At 53.6% G+C, this 19,246-nt stretch carries 20 protein-coding genes; 8 read left to right on the top strand and 12 right to left on the bottom strand.

Annotation, left to right across the window (positions count from 1 at the left end; translation table 11 throughout):
• Window positions 1-31: 31 nt before the first annotated feature.
• The 5 genes from OGV52_RS00620 to yihU are packed head-to-tail and all read right to left on the bottom strand — an operon-like array spanning window position 32 to window position 6,017.
• On the bottom strand, window positions 32-2,068 hold the full coding sequence (locus OGV52_RS00620) for an alpha-glucosidase (protein WP_137366808.1): 2,037 nt from the start codon (window positions 2,066-2,068) through the stop codon (window positions 32-34).
• A gap of 48 nt (window positions 2,069-2,116) precedes the next feature.
• On the bottom strand, window positions 2,117-2,959 hold the full coding sequence (locus OGV52_RS00615) for an aldose-1-epimerase (RefSeq protein WP_287107933.1): 843 nt from the start codon (window positions 2,957-2,959) through the stop codon (window positions 2,117-2,119).
• Between the two features lie 18 nt (window positions 2,960-2,977).
• Window positions 2,978-4,219: a sulfoquinovose isomerase gene (gene yihS / locus OGV52_RS00610; protein WP_016155169.1), complete on the bottom strand. Its 1,242-nt coding sequence runs from the start codon at window positions 4,217-4,219 to the stop codon at window positions 2,978-2,980.
• Between the two features lie 12 nt (window positions 4,220-4,231).
• Window positions 4,232-5,107 (bottom strand): sulfofructosephosphate aldolase, encoded by an 876-nt coding sequence (yihT, locus tag OGV52_RS00605; RefSeq protein ID WP_016155170.1) that lies wholly within the window; start codon window positions 5,105-5,107, stop codon window positions 4,232-4,234.
• Between the two features lie 19 nt (window positions 5,108-5,126).
• Window positions 5,127-6,017 (bottom strand): sulfolactaldehyde 3-reductase, encoded by an 891-nt coding sequence (gene yihU, locus OGV52_RS00600; protein ID WP_103848132.1) that lies wholly within the window; start codon window positions 6,015-6,017, stop codon window positions 5,127-5,129.
• Between the two features lie 166 nt (window positions 6,018-6,183).
• On the opposite strand from yihU, the gene OGV52_RS00595 reads away from it, so the two are divergent.
• The 6 genes from OGV52_RS00595 to fabY all read left to right on the top strand — a co-directional run bounded on the left by OGV52_RS00595 (window position 6,184) and on the right by fabY (window position 10,907).
• Window positions 6,184-7,080 carry a sugar kinase gene (locus tag OGV52_RS00595; protein ID WP_047497500.1) on the top strand — a complete coding sequence of 299 codons (897 nt, stop codon included), beginning with the start codon at window positions 6,184-6,186 and terminating at the stop codon, window positions 7,078-7,080.
• A gap of 33 nt (window positions 7,081-7,113) precedes the next feature.
• Window positions 7,114-7,917: a DeoR/GlpR family DNA-binding transcription regulator gene (locus OGV52_RS00590; protein WP_016155173.1), complete on the top strand. Its 804-nt coding sequence runs from the start codon at window positions 7,114-7,116 to the stop codon at window positions 7,915-7,917.
• A 104-nt stretch (window positions 7,918-8,021) separates the two neighbouring features.
• On the top strand, window positions 8,022-8,621 hold the full coding sequence (gene yihX / locus OGV52_RS00585) for a glucose-1-phosphatase (RefSeq protein WP_016157873.1): 600 nt from the start codon (window positions 8,022-8,024) through the stop codon (window positions 8,619-8,621).
• On the top strand, window positions 8,615-9,487 hold the full coding sequence (locus tag OGV52_RS00580; RefSeq protein WP_019077938.1) for a virulence factor BrkB family protein: 873 nt from the start codon (window positions 8,615-8,617) through the stop codon (window positions 9,485-9,487). Before yihX ends, OGV52_RS00580 begins: the two co-directional genes overlap by 7 nt.
• Window positions 9,484-9,921 carry a D-aminoacyl-tRNA deacylase gene (gene dtd, locus OGV52_RS00575; RefSeq protein ID WP_016157874.1) on the top strand — a complete coding sequence of 146 codons (438 nt, stop codon included), beginning with the start codon at window positions 9,484-9,486 and terminating at the stop codon, window positions 9,919-9,921. Before OGV52_RS00580 ends, dtd begins: the two co-directional genes overlap by 4 nt.
• A 44-nt stretch (window positions 9,922-9,965) precedes the next feature.
• Window positions 9,966-10,907 carry a fatty acid biosynthesis protein FabY gene (fabY, locus tag OGV52_RS00570; RefSeq protein WP_003825286.1) on the top strand — a complete coding sequence of 314 codons (942 nt, stop codon included), beginning with the start codon at window positions 9,966-9,968 and terminating at the stop codon, window positions 10,905-10,907.
• Window positions 10,908-10,924: 17 nt separating this feature from the next.
• Here the strand turns inward: fabY and OGV52_RS00565 are convergent, their stop codons facing one another.
• The 3 genes from OGV52_RS00565 to OGV52_RS00555 all read right to left on the bottom strand — a co-directional run bounded on the left by OGV52_RS00565 (window position 10,925) and on the right by OGV52_RS00555 (window position 12,699).
• Window positions 10,925-11,377: a helix-turn-helix domain-containing protein gene (locus OGV52_RS00565; protein ID WP_141876133.1), complete on the bottom strand. Its 453-nt coding sequence runs from the start codon at window positions 11,375-11,377 to the stop codon at window positions 10,925-10,927.
• Window positions 11,374-11,685, bottom strand: a complete 312-nt coding sequence (locus OGV52_RS00560) for a type II toxin-antitoxin system HigB family toxin (protein WP_019077936.1) — start codon at window positions 11,683-11,685, stop codon at window positions 11,374-11,376. The genes OGV52_RS00565 and OGV52_RS00560 overlap by 4 nt, the downstream gene beginning before the upstream one ends.
• Window positions 11,686-11,769: 84 nt before the next feature.
• Window positions 11,770-12,699, bottom strand: coding sequence for an alpha/beta hydrolase (locus OGV52_RS00555; protein WP_200052251.1), 930 nt, complete (start codon window positions 12,697-12,699; stop codon window positions 11,770-11,772).
• Between the two features lie 204 nt (window positions 12,700-12,903).
• On the opposite strand from OGV52_RS00555, the gene OGV52_RS00550 reads away from it, so the two are divergent.
• Window positions 12,904-13,146 carry a ribbon-helix-helix domain-containing protein gene (locus tag OGV52_RS00550; protein ID WP_016155181.1) on the top strand — a complete coding sequence of 81 codons (243 nt, stop codon included), beginning with the start codon at window positions 12,904-12,906 and terminating at the stop codon, window positions 13,144-13,146.
• The gene (locus tag OGV52_RS00545; RefSeq protein WP_016155182.1) at window positions 13,146-13,520 is read left to right on the top strand and encodes a type II toxin-antitoxin system VapC family toxin; all 375 of its coding nucleotides are present in this window, start codon (window positions 13,146-13,148) and stop codon (window positions 13,518-13,520) included. Before OGV52_RS00550 ends, OGV52_RS00545 begins: the two co-directional genes overlap by 1 nt.
• 36 nt (window positions 13,521-13,556) lie before the next feature.
• Here the strand turns inward: OGV52_RS00545 and fdhE are convergent, their stop codons facing one another.
• The 4 genes from fdhE to fdnG are packed head-to-tail and all read right to left on the bottom strand — an operon-like array spanning window position 13,557 to window position 19,080.
• Window positions 13,557-14,486: a formate dehydrogenase accessory protein FdhE gene (fdhE, locus tag OGV52_RS00540; RefSeq protein WP_003028685.1), complete on the bottom strand. Its 930-nt coding sequence runs from the start codon at window positions 14,484-14,486 to the stop codon at window positions 13,557-13,559.
• A complete protein-coding gene (gene fdoI, locus OGV52_RS00535; protein ID WP_003028686.1) occupies window positions 14,483-15,118 on the bottom strand; it encodes a formate dehydrogenase cytochrome b556 subunit in 636 nt (211 codons plus the stop codon). Before fdoI ends, fdhE begins: the two co-directional genes overlap by 4 nt.
• On the bottom strand, window positions 15,115-16,017 hold the full coding sequence (gene fdoH, locus OGV52_RS00530; protein WP_003028691.1) for a formate dehydrogenase O subunit beta: 903 nt from the start codon (window positions 16,015-16,017) through the stop codon (window positions 15,115-15,117). Before fdoH ends, fdoI begins: the two co-directional genes overlap by 4 nt.
• Before the next feature lie 12 nt (window positions 16,018-16,029).
• The gene (fdnG, locus tag OGV52_RS00525; RefSeq protein ID WP_087121869.1) at window positions 16,030-19,080 is read right to left on the bottom strand and encodes a formate dehydrogenase-N subunit alpha; all 3,051 of its coding nucleotides are present in this window, start codon (window positions 19,078-19,080) and stop codon (window positions 16,030-16,032) included.
• Window positions 19,081-19,246 lie beyond the last annotated feature (166 nt).

The raw sequence follows: 19,246 nt of genomic DNA, 5'->3' as shown, positions 1-19,246 counted from the left end.
TGCCCGCGAGTTTCCCCACGGGCGAGCCGCATTAGATGTTGCGTAAAGTGGCAAACAGTGACGCCCATTCACTCTTCGCGCGATAAAACACCGGAGGCTTGCCAATAGGCGCATCCACGGTAATTTCACCGCCCTGGTAAGTTTCCCCGGTCCAGATGTTGACCCAGCTATCCTCCGGCAGATACAGAGTCCAGTTTTGCTGGCCTTGTTCGTGAACCGGCGCAACCAGCACATCCTGTCCCAGCAGGTACTGATATTTCAGGGTGTAGGTCCGCGCATCGTCTTCGTAATGTAGGAATAGCGGACGCATCACCGGCAGACCGGTAGCGCTGTTTTGCGCGACCGCCTGTTTCAGATACGGTTTAAGGGTGGTAAAGACGGTGGTCATACGAGCAAAGTGGGCGATGGTTTCAGCATCACCATCAAACTGCCAGTTATCGCCAGGGCGGTTACCTTCGTGGGTGCGCATCATCGGCGTGAAGGCGCTAAAGTCACACCAGCGCAGCAGCAGCTCTTTGCTGCGTTTCATTTCAAATAGGGTGGTGTAGCCGCCGATATCGCTGTGGTGCAGACCATGACCGCTCATCGCCAGTGACAGCGCTGCAGGAACGACGGAAGCCAGACCGTCGTCAAGGCTCCAGTCAACGTTCTGATCGCCTGCCCACATCATGGTGGAGTATTTCTGGCTGCCGGTGTAACCCGCACGCATAAAGAACAGGATCTCGCCGAGCTTGCCAGTCTCCTGTAACGCTTCGTAGTTACATTTCGCCCACAGCGCAGGCCAGGCGTTATGCATAATTTCAGCGCTAATGCCATTGTGCAGGTAAGTGTCGGTTGGCAGGTATTCGCCAAAGTCGGCCATCCAACCGCCGCATCCCAGCTCAATCATGTTCTTTTTGATGACTTCTTTGAACCAGGCGTAGGCTTCAGGGTTGGTCAGGTCCACCACGCCGCCGTAAAACTCGCCAAACTCAACCAGATAGTCAGCGCCAGAGGCATCTTTCGCCAGATAACCGTGCGCAGCCGCTTCGGCGCAGAGATCTTTATCGCTGGCGACGTACGGGTTGATGTAGGAGAGGAATTGCACGCCTTCTTCTTTCCACTGCTTAATACGGCTATCCAACTGAGGATAGTTGTCGCTGTTCCACTTCCAGTTCCACATCACGCGTTTGCCAAAGGAGGTCATGCGGATCCCGGACCAGTCCTGCGCCCAGATGCCGTTTACTTTCACGCCTGCGTTACGCATGGTGTCCAGTTTGTTCTGGCAAACCTCAGTACCGCCTTGAATACCGAGCGTGACGCCATCGTAGATCCAGTCCGGCAGCTCCGGCTGGCGTCCTAACAGCGCGGTCAGTTTTTCCAGTAAAGAGATGTAGGTGTCAGCGCATTCAAATCGTAGGGTGGTTTTGTCCTCCCACAATGCCAGTTCGTGATACTCCGGCGCGCTGAAGTCGAAATTCATATAGCAGCTGTTATCAACGTGGCAGTAGTACTTCTGCGTGCTGACGAAGGTCGGCTGCGGGAAAAAGGTCCAGTAGTAGTCACCACCGGCATTTTCTTTGCAGTCTGCCTGCCAGGTGACATAGCTATTTTTGTTACGGCCCACGCCCTGTTCGCTGGTCCACAGTGGGAACGGTTTACCGCGTAAGTCGAAATAAGAGAACTGTTCACCGCAGCCGTAAATATGATCGTCCGGGTTGGCAGCCAGACGCAGCCAGATGCGGTTATGGCTGAGATCATCGTTGTGCAGATCCAGCTTCAGGCGACCCTGTTCATCGGTGGAGATGTGCAGCGTGGCGTTGATGGTGTTACCGCGACTGAAATGCACCCGCCAACCGTCAGGCGACTCGCTGACCGTGGCGTCGGTCAGGGCAATCTTCTCATTGAGCTTGTCTTTAATGCTGAAGTTGCCGCGGAACATATCAATATCGGCAACGCCAGCGCCGATCCACAGGCAGGGGGTTTCTGTGCTGTGACGTAAAATCAGGCGCTGGTGGTATGTCAGCGTAAAGCCATTCTGTAACGTCGTTAGTTCTAAAGCGGTTGACCGTTGTTGTAGCGAATTCATTATCGTCTCCGTAAAAATAGGGTAATTCGGTAATTTGTCGGAAAACTGTTATTCACTGCCGATTAAAAAATGCATCTGATGCGCTTCTCCGGGCGCGAGATGAATCAGGCTAATTCCGGAGTTAAAGGCGTCTGGCGGGCAGGTCATAGGTTCAACTGCCAGGCCGCGCCTTGCTAATTTCTCGCCGGTATATATCTGCAGCCAGGGCTGGTGGCTGCGTAAAAAGGTGGACATGTTTTGCGATTGACTGGTTATCCTGACTTCCCACTCTGCATCAGGTGGCAACATCCTGAACGTATGATCGATAGTGGTCTGCGCAATGAGTCGCGGCGTGGTGAAATCCCGTTCACCACACGTTTCTTCACTCGCCGGAAGCGTTAATTCACAGCCATCGATGGGGTGTAGATTGCAGGTCAAGTAGGGATGTGCTCCCGCGCCATACGGTGCGATTTCATCACCCACATTCTGTGTACGAATAAACACGTGCAATCCACAGTCTGCCCCGAGTCGGTAAATCACCTCTGAAACCAGCGCAAAGGGATAACCATAAGAGGGCGGCAGAAAAATCATCAGCGACACTTCCGATGCCGACTGCTGGTTAATCTGCCAGTCCCGCCAGGCCAACAGCCCGTGAATGGCGGTATGCGAAATAGGGTCGTTAACGGCAAGCTGGAAGGTCTTGCCGTTATGTTGATAGCAGCCGTCTGCAACGCGGTTTGGCCATGGGACTAACACTTTTCCTAAATGCGCCTGCGGCATCTCTTCCGGCTTATGTGGAATAACGATGTGACGCCCACGATGCATCAATTCTGCCAGCCCAGCGCCAACCGTGACGATTTTCGCCTCGTAGTGTCCGGCCTGAAGATGAATGGTTTTTCCACCACTATGCATGGCTGCTATCCTTGTGACTTATTTGGCGTTGATATCCAGAAGACCGGCAGCAACCGCCGGAGCAAGGCCCGGAGCCAGCGGTAGACGCGGGATTACCAGGCAGTGCAGCAGGTGATAAATGTCCTGCTTACCGTCCCAGACTTTGGTGGTCACTTTGTTATCGGTGTCCAACTCCTGCCACCATGAACCGGTCTCGTAGTCCATCAGATAGGTGATGCAGTAATCCCACCACTTCTGGTACCAGGCTTCGTACTGGCTGTCGCCGGTGAGGGTATACAAGGCATAGGCGGTACCCATGGCTTCGACTATCGGCCAACGCACTCTTTCGCGAACGATTGGTTTACCGTCCCAGTCCACCGAATAGACAAAACCATCCGCACCGTCCGGTGCCCAGGCATCACGGATGGTGGCGTGGAACAAGCCTTTGGCATCTTCCAGCAGCCAGGCGGGAGGCGTTTCGAAGCGGGCTTCCAACGCGGCATGCAGATGCAGCATCAGACGGCCCCATTCGATCCAGTGGCCCGGCGTGCCGCCGTATGCGCGGAAACGGTGAGCAGGGTTATCCTTGTTGTAATCGCGGATTGGGTTCCACTGTGAATCGAAGTGCTCGTTGACGCGATACTCCCCGCTGCGGGCCACGTCGTGAATAATCACCGAAGCAATTCGCAGTGCGCGATCGAGCCATTTACGGTCATGGGTAACGTCATAAACGATCAGGAAAGCCTCGACCGCGTGCATGTTGGCGTTACCGCCACGGTAATCTTCCGTCTGGCTGAAGGCTTCGTCCCAGGACTCCAGGCACATCTGCTCGTCTTCGCTCCAGAAGTACTTTTCAATCACCTCGATGGCATCATCCAACAATTGTCTGGCCTGTGGATGACCGGTAGTGACCGCGCTTGCCGCGCCGAGCAAGACGAAGAAATGCTGATAACCCTGCTTGGAGGCGTCCATCACGCCTTCGTCATTTACGCAGGCGTACCAACCGCCGTAGCGTGTGTCGCGTAGCGCACCGTTCAGCGCTTTAATGCCGTGATCGACCAGTTGGTATGCGCCAGGCCGACCCATTGACGCGGCAACGGAGTAGACGTGCAGCATGCGGGCGGTGATCCACAGATGTGTCCCCATATCTGCTCTGACCTGACCACTGTTTCCCAGCCAGCCAAATCCGGTAGGTACCGCAGCGTTCTTACCAAAGTTAAAGATGCGATCTGTTTCCTGCTCCAGCCAGCGGTTGTGGCTTAGGGTGTTAAACCATTTCATTCTGAGATCCTCTTAGCGCCGGGCCATCATTTCATCGACGATATCGCCCAGACGCTGCAACTTAGGTGCGGAAACATCACGCAGCATCAGTTCGGTATCCGGCAGGCCAACCACGGATGACCAGACCGCACGTCCGGCCAGGAAGCCGGATGCGCCAGCGGTCATTGCTACGCTGACCGCGCGTGGGAACAGTTTTTCATCCACACCGGAGGAGAGAATGACCCACGGCATGTTGATGTTTTCATTCAGGCGCTGAGAGGCGCTAAGCAGCTCTTGTTGGGTTCCTTTGCCGTACAGAGGCATTTCGACCTTGTAGAGATCGGCACCGCTATCACCCAGTTCTTTCGCGGCATCGATAATGGCCTGTTCACGATCGAACTTATCGCCACGACGTGGTGGGCGAACAACCGGCTCGATGATGCTCAGCAGGCCATTGGAATGGCACAGTTCATTGAATTCTCCCACCATATCAAGACGTTGTTGGGCATCTTCATCGCTACGCCACAGCACCAGCAGTTTGAGGGCCTTGGCACCATCTTGCTTCACGGTCTGCGGGTCGATTTTTTTATCAATCACCACGCTATCGACCGGAATACCGTTACCCGGAATGAACTCATCAGCGGCCACAATCATGGCGCAGTTTTTGGCGACCGCGTTTTGCTCTACAACCTGGCGGTAGCAGAACTGCTGATCGACCAGAATGGCGGAGGCATAGGGGGAAAGGATCTTCGCCGCATTGACTTTGAAATCGGTCAGCACGCTGTCATTGACCGGGGATTTTGCACCAGCGGCGGCAAACATTAAGCGCATGGCTTCGCGCTGATCGACCGCCAGCATGGCAAACCCGCCGGAAGCTCGGGTGATATCTTTCAGGGTGTACTTGGTCATTGTTCAGTCCTTTTACTTATCAAAGTTGGGAATTCAGTCCGGCAGATGCCCGAACCTGCTCGAGTATTGCGGTCCAGTCTTCCCGGCCACGGCCAGCGGCCCGTGCCTGGTTATAGACTTCGCGGGAAGCGGCGCCGAGCGGCATCGGCACGTGCAATTGGTTGGCAACGTCCAGGGCGATGCCAAGATCCTTGTGAGCTAAATCGATCATGAAAGCCGGGGAAAGATCGCCTTTCAGCACTTTGTTCGGCCAGGAGGTAGTAAAGTGGCCTTTTCCGGCGGGGGTGCCGCTCATGACTTGCAAAGCCACATCGAAGGAGAGACCAAGTGCCTCGCACAACACGGCGGCTTCGGCAGAGAGGGCGTTTAGCGCGATACTCATGTAGTTGTTGATGAGCTTCACGCGGATCCCCATGCCGGGACCACCTGCATTGATCAATTCATTACCCATCGCCATCAGAACCGGTGTGGCGCGTTCTACCTGCTCTGCCGTTCCACCTGCCAGCAGCAACAGCGTTCCCGCTATGGCGTGATCGGAGGTGCGTCCAACCGGGCAATCCATCATATCGAAGCCTTTGGCACGCATATCGGCGATGAGTTTATCGGTTTGCAGTGGGTGAATAGTCGACATATCAATTACTAACGCCTGCGGGGAGAGGCTTTCGCAAATACCCTGCTCGCCGAACAATACGCTGCGCACCAGATCGCCGTTTGGCAGCATGGTGATGACAAATTCTGCACCTTTTGCTGCCTGAGCCGGGCTACTGGCAGGCTGTGCTCCTTTTTCCACCAGGCGCTGAACGGCATCCGGGTTAACGTCAAAGACGCTGAGTTGATGACCCTGCTTCAGCAAGTTGCTCGCCATGGGTGAACCCATCTGACCTAATCCGATAAATGCTATAACTGCCATAACGTTCTCCTGAGACGTGGATGTCATTTTTTGTCATTTAAGGTCGTTTGTTTCTGTCTGTTTTTGATCGTATTTGTAATTTATGGTCAAAAAATTGACAGCCGTCACTTTTTAAACATTTTGTGAAATTAAAATGATCCCATCTTGAAACGCCTAAGGAACGACCATGATTCGTATTGCTTGTGTAGGTATTGCCGTGATGGATCGCATCTATTACGTGGAAGGTTTACCGACTGAAGGAGGTAAGTATGTGGCGAAGCGTTATACGGAAGTGGGCGGCGGGCCTGCTGCAACGGCCGCAGTGGCTGCAGCGAAGCTGGGCGCTAAGGTGGACTTTATTGGCCGTGTGGGCGATGACGATACCGGAAATAGCTTGCTGGCGGAGCTGGAGTCCCTGGGGGTAAATACCCGCTATTCCCGGCGCTACGCGGGGGCGAAGTCTTCACAATCGGCAATTATGGTTGATGCGCAAGGGGAAAGGATTATCGTTAACTATCCCAGCCCGGATTTACTGCATGATGCTGACTGGCTCAATGAGATCGATTTTACCCAGTGGGATGTGGTGTTGGCGGATGTTCGCTGGCACGAAGGGGCCAGGCAGGCGTTCACATTGGCACGTCGGGCGGGAGTGATGACGGTACTGGATGGTGACGTAACGCCACAAGATATCCGCGAGTTGGTGGCATTAAGCGATCATGCTGCGTTTTCTGAACCCGGTCTGGCGCGTTTAACCAGGATAAACGATCCTGAAGCCGGACTGAAACAAGCACAAACGCTCACAAATGGTCACGTGTATGTAACGCGGGGCAGTGCAGGCTGCAACTGGATAAAAAATAATACGTTGCAGCATCAATCTGGATTTAAAGTCGACGTTGTTGACACAACGGGGGCGGGGGATGTTTTCCACGGTGCGCTCGCGTTTAGCCTGGCCGGCGGCGACCTCCCGGAAGAGGCCGTCAGGTTCGCCAGCGGAGTTGCTGCGCTAAAATGTACGCGTCCGGGAGGAAGGGCTGGAATCCCTGACTGTGATCAAACCCGATCTTTTCTGTCACTTTTTGTATAAAATGCCAGGGCAATGGTTTTTCGAGGAAATTTCATGAGTCTTACCGAACTGACCGGTAACCCGCGACACGATCAACTGCTTATGCTGATTAGCGAGCGCGGTTATATGAATATCGACGAGCTGGCCAGCCTGCTGGACGTGTCCACGCAGACCGTGCGTCGTGATATTCGTAAACTCAGCGAGCAGGGATTAATTACGCGTCATCATGGTGGCGCGGGTAGAGCCTCCAGCGTGGTGAATACGGCGTTTGAGCAGCGTGAAGTCTCCTGGACGGAGGAGAAAAAAGCCATCGCGGAAGCGGTGGCGGACTACATTCCCGATGGGTCAACGGTGTTTATTACCATTGGCACCACCGTTGAGCAGGTGGCCCGCTCGCTGTTAAACCATAATCATTTGCGCATTATCACCAACAGTCTGCGCGTGGCGCACATTCTTTATAACAATCCACGTTTTGAAGTCATGGTGCCGGGGGGAACGTTACGCCCGCACAACAGTGGCATCATTGGTCCTTCTGCCTCGGCATTTGTCGCTGATTTTCGGGCCGACTACCTGGTAACCAGCGTTGGCGCGATCGAAAGTGATGGCGCGCTGCTGGAGTTTGATGTCAATGAAGCCAGCGTAGTGAAAACGATGATGTCGCACTCAAGACACATTCTGCTGGCAGCGGATCATACGAAATATACGGCTTCTGCCGCGGTAGAAATTGGTAACGTCTCTCAGGTGACCGCGCTGTTTACCGATGAATACCCAGGTCCCGCATTGCATAATTTACTCCAGTCACAACAGGTTGAAATTGTGCAGGTGAGTCCTTCACAAGATGATGCTTTGGCCGTGTAATTCCTCAGATGATGGCTCGATAAGTTCGAAGCCATCACTCTCACATAGTCAAACTTCTCCTTTCCCGCTACAGTTATTCATCCACGGCGAATAAGGAGAAGGGCATGCTCTATATCTTTGATTTAGGTAATGTGATTGTCGATATCGACTTCAACCGCGTGTTGGGCACATGGAGCGATCTGAGCCGTGTACCGCTGGCCTCGCTGAAGCAAAGTTTCACCATGGGGGAGGCTTTTCACCAGCACGAGCGAGGTGAAATAACGGATGAAGCCTTTGCCGAGGCACTATGTCATGACATGGCGCTGCCGCTAAGTTACGAGCAGTTCTCTCACGGCTGGCAGGCCGTTTTTGTGGCATTGCGCCCTGAAGTCATCGACATCATGCATAAGTTGCGTGAGCAGGGGCATCGGGTGGTCGTCTTGTCGAATACTAACCGTCTGCACACAACATTTTGGCCGGATGAATATCCTGAAATTCGTCAGGCTGCTGACCATATTTATCTTTCCCAGGATCTGGGCATGCGAAAACCGGAAGCGCGGATTTACCAGCATGTCCTGCAGTCTGAAGGTTTTTCTGCGGACGATGCGGTCTTTTTTGATGACAACGCCGATAATATTGAAGGAGCTAACCGGTTAGGGATTACCAGTATCCAGGTCGTCGATAAAACGACCATTCCTGACTATTTCGCGAAGTTGTTATGCTAAAAAATGTTCAGCAACAAGCCAGGCACCATACGCGTCCTGTACGGGCCTGGCTGAAGCTACTATGGCAGCGGATTGATGAGGACAACATGACGACGCTGGCAGGGAATCTTGCCTACGTTTCACTGCTCTCATTAGTGCCGCTTATCGCCGTTGTGTTTGCTCTTTTCGCCGCATTTCCGATGTTTTCCGACGTCAGTGCCCAGCTACGTCATTTTATTTTCGCAAATTTTATCCCGGCGACGGGAGACGTCATCCAGCGTTATATCGAACAGTTTGTCGCCAACTCGAACAAAATGACGGCCGTTGGGGCATGTGGGCTGATTGTCACGGCGTTATTGCTGATGTATGCCATTGATAATGCTCTGAATACTATCTGGCGCAGTAAGCGCACTCGTCCCAAAGTTTACTCTTTCGCCGTCTACTGGATGATCTTAACGCTGGGGCCGCTGCTGGCGGGGGCCAGTCTGGCGATCAGCTCTTATTTGTTGTCATTGCGCTGGGCCAGCGATCTCAACTCGGTGATTGATGACGTCTTGCGTATTTTCCCTCTGGTGCTTTCCTGGCTCTCGTTCTGGCTGCTTTACAGCATTGTGCCGACTACGCGTGTGCCCAATCGTGATGCGGTTATTGGCGCCTTTGTGGCCGCCGTGTTGTTCGAGGCCGGAAAGAAAGGATTTGCGCTCTACATCACGATGTTCCCGTCGTATCAGCTCATTTACGGTGTCCTGGCGGTGATCCCCATTTTATTTGTCTGGGTATACTGGACGTGGTGTATCGTCTTGCTAGGCGCGGAAATAACTGTCACTCTCGGGGAATACCGCAAACTTAAACAAGCCGCAGAACAAGAAGAAGCAGATCAACCATGATTGCATTAATTCAGCGCGTAACCCGTGCCAGCGTCACCGTGGAGGGCGAGGTGACGGGTGAAATTGGCCCAGGACTTTTGGTCCTGTTAGGTGTCGAAAGGGATGATGACGAACAGAAAGCGAACCGTCTGTGCGAGCGCGTACTCGGCTATCGAATCTTTAGCGATGCCGAAGGAAAAATGAACCTCAACGTGCAGCAATCAGGTGGCAGTGTGCTGGTGGTTTCACAGTTCACGCTGGCGGCAGATACCGAACGCGGCATGCGCCCGGGGTTTTCGAAAGGCGCTTCGCCCGAGCGGGCAGAAGCGCTGTATGAATACTTTGTTGAGCGTTGCCGCCAACAGGAAATGAATACGCAAACCGGTCGATTCGCTGCGGATATGCAGGTTTCACTGGTTAATGATGGCCCCGTGACGTTCTGGTTACAAGTATGAACCAGCTACCGGTGTGGCCGCGGGCAACAAGAGAGAATACGACTATGTATCACCTTCGAGTACCGCAAACAGAAGAAGAGTTGGAGCGTTACTACCAGTTTCGCTGGGAGATGTTGCGTAAACCGTTGCACCAGCCCAAAGGCTCCGAACGGGATGCCTGGGACGCGATGGCGCATCACCAGATGGTGGTGGACGAAGAGGGAAATCTGGTCGCGGTTGGGCGTTTGTATATCAATGCGGATAACGAAGCCTCCATACGTTTTATGGCCGTTGACCCCTCTGTGCAGGAGAAAGGGTTGGGTACGCTGATGGCGATGACCCTGGAGTCTGTGGCGCGTCAGGAAGGGGTAAAACGCGTAACCTGTAGCGCCCGTGAAGATGCGGTCGAATTTTTCGCCAAACTGGGGTTTGTGAGTCAGGGCGAAATTACCACGCCACAAACCACGCCGGTGCGCCATTTTTTGATGATTAAACCCATCGCAACGCTGGACGACATTCTCCATCGCGGGGACTGGTGCGGACAGCTACAGCAAGCCTGGTACGAACATATTCCATTGAGTGAGAAAATGGGCGTACGCATTCAGCAGTACACCGGGCAGAAATTTATTACGACGATGCCAGAGACAGGCAATCAGAACCCGCACCATACGCTGTTTGCCGGAAGCCTGTTTTCACTGGCGACGTTAACGGGCTGGGGGCTTATCTGGCTGATGCTGCGCGAGCGTCATCTGGGGGGGACGATAATCCTCGCCGACGCGCATATCCGATATAGCAGGCCAATTACCGGGAAACCTACCGCTATTGCCGATCTGGGCTCGCTGAGCGGTGACCTGGACCGTCTGGCAAGAGGCCGCAAGGCGCGCGTTCAGATGCAGGTCGGGGTGTTTGGCGATGACACGCCGGGCGTCGTGTTTGAAGGTACCTACATTGTGCTACCCGCGAAACCGTTTGGCGCATATGAAGAGGGCGGGAATGAGGAAGAGTAGGTCAGAGGGGATCCTCTTTACTCGATGAATGCGTCTGCCGGAAGGTTAAAGCGTTCTGCGAGCATTTTAATATGACTTACAGTCAGTGCTCTGCGACCATTCAAGATGTTGCTGACATTGGATTTTGAACCAAGTTCGTTGGCAAGATCTGCTGCTTTGAGACCATATTGATCCATGAGCGTACGCAGTAACGCAACGCCATGAGGAGTATGTTCCAGTTGTTGGTTGAGGGCACTGAACTCAGGCGCATGTTTTTCGTAGTCGCGGATCCGAGCTGAAAGCAGCTCAAACAACGGGTTTTCCAGGTCGTCACGATCAACCAGAAACTCCACCAAAGCGAGTGCTTTTCGGTACTCTGTCTCATTTTGTTCTTTGCCTAACAGGGGGATTTTTTTCACTGCATCGGTAAAGGTATCGATCATCAATTTTACACTGGCTGTGTCTATCTGATGACTTTCATGCGTTCTCATTCTTTGTGACCCCGATAGTATGTGGTTAGTCTGTCATACTCGGCATGGTGAACGATATGCTTCACAAATACCTTTTGCAGTTTGAAATCAATATAGGCAATAAGTCTCAAGCAGTTACCTGAAACATTAATCACCCACCATTTATTTCTGTATTTAAAATTATCCAGTGAAGGTATGTACTGCTTCATCTCTTCAGGAGTGTGGAACATTTTTTTCTCTAAAATATTCAGCAAATCAACGAGTGCTGCCATGTGGTTTGGAAAACGGAGTATTGCCTCGTTGAAAGGTTTTCGGCTGATAACATGCATGGTGTAGTTCCATTACAAGGTTTTCAACCTGAAAACAAAATAACGCAAGGCAATTAAGTTTTCAAGATGAAAACAAAAGATTAATCAAGCATGTCTTCCTGATACAGGATTTACGACGCGCCAGGCCACATCTCGCATAACATTTCGTGCCGCCTGGCTCACTCCTGCCAACTGGAAAAATCCGTGGATAACGCCAAGATTGCGTTGGCAGGTACACTCCACGCCCTGCTCCTGGAACCGTTGATACAGGGCCTCGCCCTCATCGCGCAGTGGGTCGAATTCGGCTGTAATGATGTGCGTGGGCGGCAGACCGTTGAAGTCTTCACGCCAGACTGGGCTGGCTTCGGGATGCCGCAGATCGGTTTGCGGCAAATACATCTCGTAGCCCGAAAGCAACGTGTCACGTGTGATAATGTAATCCTGCCCATTTCGGTCGTAGCTCTCAAACCTGGCGGTTGCGTCCAGCATTGGGTAAATCAGCATTAGCTGCGCAGGTTGCCATTGATTGGCAGCTTTCAGGCGCAGTGCGGTGACCAGCGCCAGATGCCCGCCCGCGCTGTCGCCAGCAAGCGTAATCCTGCCGCGATCGACACCCAGTTTCTGGGCATACTTCCAGATAATATTGGCTCCCGTTTCAGCGTCGTTATGTGCCGCCGGGAAAGTATGCTCTGGTGCAAGGCGATACTGCACTGCAATGACCCGACAGCCGCTGTACCAGGCGAGCTGCCTTAGCTGGTTATCATGCGTCGCGAATCCGCCACTGACAAAGCAGCCACCGTGATAATAGATAACGCAGGGGAGATTTCCCGTGGCGTCTCGCGGCGAAACAACGCGAAATGTCATTGCATCGAGTTCAATATCTTCAACCTGTACGCGGGTTTCAGTTTCTCCTGCCAGTACCGCGCTGGCAATGTAGTCTGCTCTCCGGTCATCAATATTTTGCTCGCGCGAAGAAGGGCGTCCCGCCGCGATAAATGCCTCAACCAGCTGTGCAATCCCGCTTTCCAGTGCCATTTATTATTTTCCTTATCTGTATGGATATACAGTTTTATAACCTGGATAGCCACGAATGAGAATGGGAAAAGTGACGGGTGTACGATTCTGGAAAGCGGCTCGCAAAAGTAAAAATCGTTCGCGTGAAGGCTATTTTCTCGCTTTTCTCGGGTGTATGTTGTGTGGAAATTAATCGCCAATGATATACTGGAGGTATATGTGAGTATGATGGCTGGGATGGATATGGGCAGAATTTTACTCGATTTATCAGACGAAGTGATCAAACGTCTTGATGATCTCAAGGTGCAGCGTAATCTGCCGCGGGCCGAGCTTTTGCGGGAGGCTGTTGAACAGTATCTTGAGAGGCAGGATCAAGCTGAAACGACAATTTCACGTGCTCTTGGGCTATGGCAAGGTTGTGAGGAAGATGGCGTTGATTATCAGCGTAAACTCCGTGAGGAATGGTAATGGTCACAGGATCTGCGCTTTTTGATACCAACATCCTCATCGACCTGTTTAGCGGGCGAAGTGAAGCAAAACTAGCGATAGAAACATGGCCGCCGCAGAACGCAATCAGCCTCATTACATGGATGGAGTTGATGGTGGGCGCAAAAAAATATCATCAGGAATCTCGCACACGCGTTGCGCTAGGCGCTTTTAATGTGATCGGTGTTTCACAGGATATTGCTGAACGAAGCGTGAGTATCAGGCAGGAATATGGGATGAAATTGCCGGATGCCATCATTTTGGCCACTGCGCAGATTCATCGTCTTACACTGGTTACGCGTAATACCAGGGATTTTGCAGGCATATCCGGCGTGGTCACACCGTATACGTTATAACCCGGGCGACCTGCGCCGCCCGGTAGTGCGAAGAACTTACTCCCCTTCACCCGGGAACAGGAACGGGTTGATGGAGCTGCGGGCAAAGCCCTCTTGCTCCATGTGTGCGTCCAGCATCAGTGAAGCGAGATCGTCGGCTACGGCCTCGACTTTTGGGTCTTTTTCCTGATAGAGAATCTTCAGGTAAGTCCCGCAATCGCCGCAGCTTTCAGCTTTAATTGCCGCCTGTTCGTTATCCAGCGACCAGTAGTTCAAATCACGGCTCTGCTCGCAGTTGCTGCACTTCACGCGCACCACGTGCCACTCGGTTTCGCACAGGTTGCAGTGCAAATAGCGCAGCCCCTGAGTGGTACCGATTTGCACCATGCTGGAGACCGGCATTGAACCACACACCGGGCAGTACTGACGCTGTTCGCCGTATTCCGCACGGGCTTTGCCGGGGATCAGGCTCGCCATCTGCGCCCAGTAGAGCGACAGGGCAGCCCAAATGAACGGTGCTTTGTCGCTGCTGACGGAGGCGAAATCGGAGGCAAACAGCGCGCTGGCCATCAGTTCCAGCTCCTGCTCCGAGGCTTTTTCCAGATTCTCGATCACGGCCAGCGCAGGGCCGCTCATTTCCGGCTTCAGCTCAGCAATTAGCGATTGCAGCAGTTTTTGCCAGTGCTTGTCGCGTGGCAGAACGTGGATATCCAGTGGCGGTTTGCCCTGATCGTTCGCTTCTTTGATGCGAGCGGTCAGATCCATCTGCAGCGGATGGTCGTACAACACCACTTCCTGCGCGTGAGCGATCAGCGCGGCAAAACGCAGGTAATCACCCAGCGGGTTGTTCTCGGCCAGCTCGCGCAGACGTTCAGCGCGGCGGTTATACAAATTTTTGAGTCTGGGGAATAATAACGGCGGAATCATATCCGCCGTGCGTTTCTCGCTCTTCTCCAGCTCATCTTGCGGGATTATGCGAATACTCATTCAGATGACTTTTCCTGTTTCTGGCGGACTTCACGGTACCAGCGCGGGTGATGTTTCTTCGCCCATGAGCTGGTAACCCATCCTTCCACCATCGCGGTAATGGTGCCTTTCACCCAAAGGGCGGCGTAAATGTGCACCATGATAACCACAATTAACGCTACTGCGGCAAATGAATGCAGCATTAACGCGAATCGGATCACCGGGATTGAGAAAGCAGGCGCAAAATACGGACGCCAGATGACCACTCCGCTCACCAGCAACAGGACCAGGAAGATAATCGCCGCCCAGAATACGCATTTCTGGCCGAAGTTATAACGTCCCGTGTCACCTACTTCCTCGTTGACGACAATCTTACGAATATTCTTCGCCCAAAAGATATCATCCCGATTGATTAGATTGTGGTGCCAGTAACGGAAAAACATGATGATAAACGAGGCAAACATGATCACGCCGACAAACGGGTGCACAATTCGCGCCAGTTGCGGCGTGCCCATGATGTGCATCAGCCAGTTAAAAGACGGGAAGAGAAAACCCATCCCGCTCACTGCCGCCAGAATGAAACAGAAGGCGGTGATCCAGTGGTTGATGCGTTCCGGCGCCGTGTAGCGCACGATGGTGTCACGTCGTTTCATTTGCGCACCTCGTCTTTTTCTTCATGCAGATTGTCTTCTTCCTCTTCCGCACGGTTCGGGCCTACGCCGACGTAGTGGAAGATACTGGCCGCAAATGTCGCTGCAAAGCCGACGGCTGCGAGAGGTTTCCAGATGCCTTTCCAGAACTTCACGGTGGCGCTGATTTCCGGGTTCTCCGGCAGACCGTGGTACAGATTCGGCTTGTCCGCATGGTGCAATACGTACATCACGTGCGTACCGCCAACGCCTGCCGGATCGTACAGACCCGCGTTTTCGTAACCACGCGTTTTCAGCTCCGCCACGCGCTCACCGGCCAGCGTTTTCATCGACTCTTTGGTGCCGAAATGAATAGCGCCGGTTGGACACGTTTTCACGCAGGCTGGTTCTTGTCCGACCACTACACGGTCAACGCACAGCGTACATTTGTAAACGCGGTTGTCTTCCGGGTTGAGGCGCGGCACGTCGAACGGGCAGCCCGCGATACAGTAGCCACAGCCGATGCACTGCTCGGACTGGAAGTCGACGATACCGTTGGCATACTGAATGATTGCTCCTTCGGCCGGACACGCCTTCAGGCAGCCCGGATCGGCGCAGTGCATACAGCCATCCTTGCGGATTAGCCACTCCAGTTTGTCGTTTTGTTCCACTTCCGAGAAGCGCATTACCGTCCAGGATTTAGCGGTCAAATCAGCCGGGTTGTCGTACACCCCAACGTTGTTGCCCACTTCATCACGGATGTCGTTCCATTCTGAACACGCCACCTGACACGCTTTACAGCCGATACAGGTGGTGACGTCGATAAGCTTCGCCACCTCTTCCTGATGGTCCCGCGCCTGAGGCGCGGGGGTGAAACCGTTAGTGGCGGAACGACGAATGATGTCTTGCGATTGATAAGCCATAGGTCGTCTCCGTTACACCTTTTCCACGTTCACGAGGAAGGACTTAAATTCCGGCGTCTGCGTGTTCGCATCACCGACGAATGGCGTTAACGTGTTAGCGATAAAGCCTTTTTTCGCCACACCTTCGTAGCCCCAGTGAATCGGGATTCCGATAGTGTCGATATCCTGACCGTTGGCCTTCAACGTGCGAATACGTTTGGTCACTACCGCTTTGGCTTTAATGTAGCCACGGTTAGAGGAGACTTTGACGGTATCGCCATGAGAGATACCGAGCTTATTCGCCAGCTTCTCGCCAATTTCCACAAACTGCTCCGGCTGGGCGATAGCGTTAAGCAGCGCATGCTTAGTCCAGTAGTGGAAGTGCTCGGTCAGACGGTAGGTCGTACCGACGTACGGGAACTTATCCGCTTTACCCAGTGCTTCCGCGTCACCTTTAAAGATACGTGCGGCAGGGTTAGAGATAACGTTCGGGTGCAGCGGGTTAGTCCCCAGCGGCGTTTCAAACGGCTCGTAGTGTTCCGGGAACGGACCTTCTGCCATCTTATCGATAGCAAACAGGCGTCCCATCCCTTCCGGCTGCATGATGAACGGCCCAACGTTGCTGCCCGGCGCGGCGGCACTGTAGTCTGGAATATCCATCCCGCTCCATTTCGCCCCGTCCCATTTCAGGATCTGACGTTTTGGATCCCACGGATTCCCCTGCGGGTCAGCGGAGGCGCGGTTATACAGAATGCGGCGGTTGAGCGGCCACGCCCATGCCCAGCCCAGCGTATTGCCAAGGCCTGACGGATCGGCGTTATCGCGACGTGCCATTTGGTTGCCTTCCGGCGTCCAGCTACCGGCAAAAATCCAGCAGCCGCTGGAGGTGGTACCGTCGTCACGCAGTTGGGCGAACGAGCTAAGCTGTTGGCCTTTCTTGACGATAACGGCACCGGTGGCCGGGTCGGTAATGTCGGCCAGGGCTTTACCGTTGCTCTCCATCGCCACTTCTTCCGAAGCCGGTTCGTGTGGGGTGGAGTAGTTCCAGGTCATGCTCAGTACCTGTTCCGGGTTCGCGCCACCCTGTTCGGCATACATCTTGCGCAGACGCAGGAAGATACCGGCGAGGATTTCACCATCGGTAACGGCAATCCCCGGGGCATCCGCACCTTTCCAGTGCCACTGCAGCCAGCGACCGGAGTTGACGATAGAACCGTTCTCTTCGGCGAAGCAGGTGGACGGCAGACGGAATACTTCGGTCTGGATTTTCGACGGGTCAACATCGTTCGACTCACCGTGGTTCTGCCAGAAGGTGGAGGTCTCTGTGTTGAGCGGGTCGATGGTGACCAGGAACTTCAGTTTGGATAGCGAAGCCACCACCTTGTTTTTATTCGGGAATGATGCGACCGGGTTAAAGCCCTGGCAGATATAGCCATTCACTTTGCCCTGGTTCATCATCTCGAAGTACTGCAGGACGTCGTACCCTTTATCCCACTTCGGCAGCCAGTCGAAGCCCCAGCTGTTTTCCGCTGTCGCTTTATCGCCAAAGAAGGCTTTCATCATCGAAACGAAGAATTTCGGGTAGTTGCCCCAGTAGTTCACCTGGCCTTCCAGCAACGGTTTTGGCGTGTTGGCGGCAAGGTAAGTTTGCAGGTCAGTTTGCTTCTCGCTTGGCAGCGTCATATAGCCCGGCAGGCTTTGTGACAGCAGACCTAAGTCGGTCAGACCCTGAATGTTAGAGTGTCCGCGCAGGGCGTTAACGCCGCCGCCTGCCATCCCCATATTACCCAGCAGCAACTGGATCATCGCCATGGTACGGATGTTCTGCGCACCAACGGAGTGTTGCGTCCAGCCCAGTGCGTACAGGAACGACGCGGTTTTATCTGGGCGGCTTGTTTCTGCGATGTACTCACAGACCTTCAGGAAGTCGGCCTTTGGCGTACCGCAGATATTTTCTACGACGTCCGGCGTGTAGCGGGAGACGTGCTGTTTCAGCAGGTTCCATACGCAGCGCGGGTGTTGCAGGGTGACATCGCGTTTGGCGAAGCCTTTTTCATCCAGTTCGTAGTTCCAACTGGTTTTGTCATACTTGCGTTTGTCCGCGTCGTAGCCGGTAAACAGGCCATCTTCGAAACCGTAATCCTCACGCACGATCAGGCTGGCGTTGGTATAGGCTTCAGTGTATTCGCGGTTGAATTTTTCGTTGTTCAGCAGGTACAGCAAAACGCCTGACAGGAAAGCAATGTCAGTACCGGAACGAATCGGAGCATAGAAATCAGCCACCGCCGCGGTTCGCGTAAAGCGCGGATCGATAACAATCAGCTTCGCGCCGTTGTGAATTTTGGCTTCCATCGCCCAGCGGAACCCGACCGGGTGAGCTTCAGCGGCGTTACCGCCCATCACCACAACGAGGTTGGCGTTTTTAATGTCGACCCAGTGGTTGGTCATCGCACCGCGACCAAATGTTGGAGCAAGACTTGCTACCGTTGGTCCGTGTCAGACGCGTGCCTGGTTGTCGACCGCGAGCATACCAAGCGCGCGGGAGAATTTTTGTGTTAAATAGCCGGTTTCGTTACTGGAAGCGGAAGCACACAGCATCCCGGTGGAAAGCCAGCGGTTAACGGTTACGCCTTCGGCGTTTTGTGCAACGTAGTTAGCGTCGCGGTCTTCTTTCATCAGCTTAGCGATGCGGTCAAATGCCTCATCCCAGCTAATCTGTTGCCACTTATCAGAGCCAGGTGCGCGGTATTCCGGGAATTTCAGGCGGCTTTCAGAGTGGATGAAGTCCACAAGTCCTGCCCCTTTCGGGCACAGTGCGCCACGGTTCACCGGGTGATCCGGGTCCCCTTCGATATGGAAGATGGATGCTTTGGCGTTTTTTGCTCCGTCACCGAGACTGTACATTAACAGTCCACAGCCAACGGAACAGTAAGTGCAGGTGTTACGGGTTTCGCGGGTGCGCAGCAATTTATATTGCCGTGTTTCCGCTAGCGCTACGCCGGGTGCAAAGCCCAGTGCCGCTGCCGTGGTGCCTGCCATACCGCCAGCGCAGATCTTAAAGAACTGCCTTCTGCTGACCTGCATGGTTCGCTCCTTGTTTCGACATTGTCACGTTCCCTTCGTTTTCCTATAACGCGAACGCGAGGGAAGTGGTTGTTATTTTTCTTTGCGGACGGGACCGCAAAGGTCCAGAATTGGGTGAATTTCCCTCCGTCCAGGAGGGATTTGTAAAGAATACCACAATGTTGGT

It is taken from the genome of Citrobacter sp. Cb041, from assembly GCF_030336655.1.
GTDB lineage: Bacteria > Pseudomonadota > Gammaproteobacteria > Enterobacterales > Enterobacteriaceae > Citrobacter > Citrobacter braakii.
The sequence above is the reverse complement of the archived record's forward strand: the minus strand, read 5'-3'. Positions and strand labels throughout refer to the sequence as shown.